Genomic DNA, 4,558 nt, shown 5'->3' with positions numbered 1-4,558 from the left:
TCGTGGCGGTGCGCGCCTGGCGGCCACGCACATCCCACCAGGCCATGCGCGGGCCGGGAATCACCAGGGTGCCCGGCTCGCGTGGCACCACCGAATAACGGCGGGTCAGGGTCAGGCGCGGGGTGCTGCCGTTGAAGGTTTCGTCGTACTGCGGCGGCTCGGCGAACACCTGCGCGCCCGGGCCCGCATCCAGCGGCGGCAGTTCGGGGAACTGCGCGCGGGTGGCGCCGTCGGCCACCGCTTCCACCACCACCGTGACCGCCTCGCCGGCACGGGCGCGGGTGGGCGCGGCGGTGTAGCGCAGGCGCAGGTCGTGCAATGGCAACCACGGCTGCGGTGCGGCGTCGGGTTGTGCCTGCACCTGCAGGGTGCGATCGGGCGCGTTGGCGCGCAGCCGGCCATCGCCGCCGAACAGGTCATCGAAGAAGCCGCCCGCGCTGCGGCCGTTGAAGCGCGCGCCGGGCAGCACCAGCGGCCCGCTGCGCTCCGGAATAAGCAGGTAGCGGCGCTCGACCAGGTTGTAGCGCCGCCCGTTGATCTCGCGGACCAGGCTGCGATCCTCGCCGATGCGCTGCATCGAGGCGCCTTCGGGCGCATCCACGCCCAGTTCGCCCGACAGCAGTTGCGAAGCGTAGTACAGGCGCACCACCACGCCCACGCTCTGCTGCACGTAGGGGCTGGCGTCATCGACCTCCATTTCGACGAAGGCAGTGGCATTGCCGGGCACGGCGGGGGTGGCAGCGGCACTGGCGGCCACGGTCAACTGCAATGGCGCGGTCCGCGCCGCGCCCACCTGGAGCGCGGGGATGGTCAGCACACCACTGCGCCGGGGACTGAGCGCTACGCCGTACAACGAGCGCGACTGCATCGCGCCCTGGCTCCACTGCACCTGGCGGCTGCTGGTCTGGCCGCTGAGCTCGAAATCGGCCTGCAACGGCGCGTAATCCGGTGCGCCGGCATCGGACTCGATATTGAGCGTGACCGTGTCGGTGTCGCTGATCGCATCACGATCCAGCCACGCGCGGGGCTGGGCCTGGGCCAGGCTGCTCACGCCCAGCAGCAGCCAGGCGCAGGCGCGCCACCAACGTTGCGTGGGGGATGCTGCGCTCATTGTCCGTCCCGTTTCCTGCGTTCGCTTTCCAGTTGGAATTTCTGCCGCAGCAGGTTGCCCGGTTCATCGGGCACCCGCCGCATCCACGCTTCGACCGCCTGGCGCTGCTCGCGCTGCTGCGGCGTCTCGTTCGCCTCGCGGCGCTGCGCCGGGGTCTTGCCGGCGTCGGCCTGTTGTTTCTGCAACGCCTGGCGCATGCGCTCGCGCTGGGCCGCATCGGCCCGCGCCTGTTCGGCCGGATCCGGCTTGCCCGCCTGCGGGTCCTGCGGCGGCGTGCCCTGCCCCGGCTTGGGCTGCCCCTGCTCGCCTTTCGAGGAGGGGTCCTGTTTCTGTTGCTGTTGTTGCTGCTGGGACTGCTGCGACTGATTCTGCTTCTGCTGTTGCTGCTGCGGTTGCTGCCCGGCACCCGGTGGCGGCTTGCGCTTGCGGGCGGCGTCCACGGCGGCACGGTTGGCCACCGCGTCGGGCATGCCCGGGCGCAGGGCCAACGCCTGGTCGTAGGCGGCAATCGCCGCGTCGTACTGGCCCTGCCGGGCCAGCGCGTTGCCGAGGTTGTAGCGGGCCTCGGCGTCGTTCACGCCCTCGAACTGCTGTTGCGCTGCCTGGAAATCGCCGCGCCGGTAGGCATCCACCCCCTCGGCCACGCGCTGCTGGTCGCGCTGGTCGGCGCGCTGCCACCAGTTGCGCTCGGCGGCCTGCGCGGGCGCGGGCATGGCCAGCGGCAGCATCACGCAGACCAGGGCCACGGCCACCACCCCACGGCGACGGAAGGCCCACAGCGAAAGCAGCATCAACGGCGGCAGCAGCCAAAAGCCCTCATCGCGCCAGGCCAGGCCTTCGCCTTCGCGGTGTTGCTGCTCGCCTGCGCTGGCGCGCGGGGTCAGCACGCCCAGTGATTTCAGGTCACCCTCGTCGTCGGCCACCGGCGCGTAGCGACCCCCGCCGGCATCGGCCACCGCGCGCAGCGTGTCCGGCTCCAGCTGCGCGCGCGCGATCTGGCCATCGCCGCTGCGGTAGGCCGCACCGGCCGCAGTGCCGAGTCCGAGTACCGAGACGTGGATGTTCTGCGCCTTGGCGGCAGCGGCGGCAGCACGTGCGGGGTCATCGGCACGGTCGGTCAGCAGCAGGATATCGCCGCCCTTGGCGCCGGACTGCTGCAGCAACAGCACCGCCGCTTCAATCGCACGGTCGGCGCGTTGGCCGTCGCGTGGCATCACGTCCGGGGCCAGCGCATCCAGGTACAGCGCCACGTTGGCGGCATCGCCGGTCAACGGGGCAACGGTGAACGCATCGTCGGCGTAGGCCAGCAACGCCACTTCCCCGCCGCTGCGCTCGCGCAGCAGCGTGGCCAGCTTGGCCCGCGCCTGCAGCAGGCGCGACGGCGGCAGGTCGGTGGCGGTGGTGCGCGAGGACAGGTCCAGCGCCACCACCAGCGGCGCCGGTGCCTGCCACAGCGGCTGCGGCAGTTGTCGCCAACCCGGGCCGGCCAGGGCCACCACGGCCAGTGTCCAGCCCAGCAACAGCAGCGCCAGCCCGCTCCAGGCGCGGCGCCCGCCGGCCACCAGCAGGTGCGGGAGCAGGTGCGCATCCACGTTCTGCCGCCAGACGCTGCTGCGCCGGCGGCGCCAGCTCCAGAGCAGTGCGATCAGCGGCAGCGCGGCCAGCGCCCAGAGCAGTGCCGGGCGCGCCAGATGCACGTGGTTCAAGAGGGTATTCATGCCCAGCGCCTCGGCAGCAGCCAGCCCAGCCCACCCAGCAGCATGGCCAGTGCCAGCGGCCACGCATAGCGTTCGATATAGGGGCGTACCGCCGCGCCTGCGGCGGTGATCGGCTCCAGCCGGTCCAGCTCGGCATAGATGCCGGCCAGTTCGTCGGTGTTGCGCGCGCGGAACGCGCGACCGCCGGTAAGTTCGGCAATGCGGCGCAGCGTGGCCTCGTCCACCGGGTCGTCGCCGGCGGCGATCTGCACGCCGAACAGGCTCATGCCACCGTCGCCGCCGAATGCCACCGGATACACGCGCACGCCTTCGGCCTTGGCCAGTTCGGCCGCGCGCAGGGGCTGCAGCACGCCGGCGTTGCTGACGCCGTCGGTCAGCAGGATCAGCACGCGTTGGCCTTCGGGCTGTTCGCGCAGGCGCTTGACCGCCAGTGCGATGGCATCGCCGATGGCGGTGTCGCGGCCGGCCAGGCCGACTTCGCTGTCCGTGAGCTGGTTGCGCACGGTGGTGAGGTCGGCGGTGATCGGGGTCAGTGTGTAGGCACGCTCGCCGAAGATCAGCAGCCCGACCCGGTCGCCGGCACGGCGGTCGAGGAAATCGGCCAGCACTGCTTTGGCCGCGGACAGACGCTGCACGACCTGGTTACCCAGCATCATGTCCGGTTCGCTCATGCTGCCGGAGACGTCTACGGCGAGCATCATCTGCCGGCCCTGCTGCGGCGGGGTGACCGGTTCGCCGAGTTGCTGTGGCCGGGCCATGGCCACGCACAGGCAGGCCCAGGCCAGCCACAGCAGCAGGCGCCCGATCCGCCAGCCGGCCACGCCACTGGCCTGGCCGAGTTCGGCCAGCGCACCGGCGGCATATGGCACGCGCAGCGCGGGCGCCGCTGCGTTGCGGCGTGGCCACCAGCGCATCAGCCACGGCAGCGGCAATGCCAACAACGCCCACGGCCAGGCCAGCGCATCCAGCCACGGCAGCACGGAAGACAGGCCCGGGTTCATCGGCCGCGCCTGTCGATCAGTTCAAGGAAGCGTGCGCGCGCGAGGTCGCGCACGCGCTGCACGTCGGCAGCGTCGAGGCTGCGACGGTAGCCCCCGTCCAGCAGCAGGCGTCCATCGCCGTCGGAGAAGGCGCGGCTGCCGGGGGCATCGAGGAATTCCAGCCAGGCCTGGCCCTGCAGCAGTTCCGCGCCCGGTTGGCGGCGGCGCGCGGCGCGGCGCAGCAGTTCAGCCATCGCGGCTACCTGGGCACTTCCGTCCTGCGCAGCATTGACCGCAGTGTCGAACACCCGCAACCAGCGCCGCTGCTGGCGCCGTCGATGCGCGCGCCACGCCCAGGCCAACAGCACGACCAGCGCCAGCGCCGCCAGCACCAGCCACCAGCCCAAGGGCAGCGGCCACCAGGACGGGATGGGCGGCAGGTGCACGTCGCGCAGCGGCAGCGAGGTGGCCGCGCTCATGCAACCACCGCCGACGGCAGCGGGCCCAGCCAGCAGTCGCTGGCATCGTCAGTACTGACCACGTGCACCTGGATGCGGCGGGCGCCGAGGCTGCGCTGCAGCGCTTCCAGCGGTTCGACGAAGCGGACGTGCCAGTGTTCGCGCACGGCACGATCGTGCAGGTCCAGCACCACCTGCCGGCCCTGCGACAGGAACGGCAGCACGCCATCCGGCGGCGCCAGCTCCAGCGGATCGGCCAGCAGCATCAGCTGCACTTCATGGTGCATGGCA

General features: G+C 71.9%; 4 protein-coding genes and 1 pseudogene. All 5 read right to left on the bottom strand.

The annotated features are described in order from the left end of the window. Nucleotides 1-1,111 (bottom strand): BatD family protein (locus tag ACQG3P_RS18860; RefSeq protein ID WP_426805885.1); only part of this gene is annotated, 1,111 nt, incomplete at its 3' end. Further along, on the bottom strand, nt 1,108-2,829 hold the full coding sequence (locus ACQG3P_RS18855; RefSeq protein WP_426805884.1) for a tetratricopeptide repeat protein: 1,722 nt from the start codon (nt 2,827-2,829) through the stop codon (nt 1,108-1,110). The genes ACQG3P_RS18860 and ACQG3P_RS18855, both read right to left, overlap by 4 nt. Beyond that, complete coding sequence (locus ACQG3P_RS18850) at nt 2,826-3,830, bottom strand: vWA domain-containing protein (protein ID WP_426805883.1); 1,005 nt, start codon at nt 3,828-3,830, stop codon at nt 2,826-2,828. The genes ACQG3P_RS18855 and ACQG3P_RS18850 overlap by 4 nt, the downstream gene beginning before the upstream one ends. Continuing rightward, a complete protein-coding gene (locus tag ACQG3P_RS18845; RefSeq protein ID WP_426805882.1) occupies nt 3,827-4,288 on the bottom strand; it encodes a DUF4381 family protein in 462 nt (153 codons plus the stop codon). Before ACQG3P_RS18845 ends, ACQG3P_RS18850 begins: the two co-directional genes overlap by 4 nt. Continuing rightward, nucleotides 4,285-4,558 (bottom strand): annotated as a pseudogene (locus tag ACQG3P_RS18840) (DUF58 domain-containing protein); the annotation flags it as partial. The gene ACQG3P_RS18845 and the pseudogene ACQG3P_RS18840, both read right to left, overlap by 4 nt.

This window comes from Stenotrophomonas sp. SrG (assembly GCF_050031795.1).
GTDB lineage: Bacteria > Pseudomonadota > Gammaproteobacteria > Xanthomonadales > Xanthomonadaceae > Stenotrophomonas > Stenotrophomonas rhizophila_A.
The sequence above is the reverse complement of the archived record's forward strand: the minus strand, read 5'-3'. Positions and strand labels throughout refer to the sequence as shown.

Coding starts and splice junctions, on each gene's coding strand:
- ACQG3P_RS18850 (WP_426805883.1), bottom strand. CDS start 3,830: ATGAACCCGGGCCTGTCTTCCGTGCTGCCGTGGCTGGATGCGCTGGCC.
- ACQG3P_RS18855 (WP_426805884.1), bottom strand. CDS start 2,829: ATGAATACCCTCTTGAACCACGTGCATCTGGCGCGCCCGGCACTGCTC.
- ACQG3P_RS18845 (WP_426805882.1), bottom strand. CDS start 4,288: ATGAGCGCGGCCACCTCGCTGCCGCTGCGCGACGTGCACCTGCCGCCC.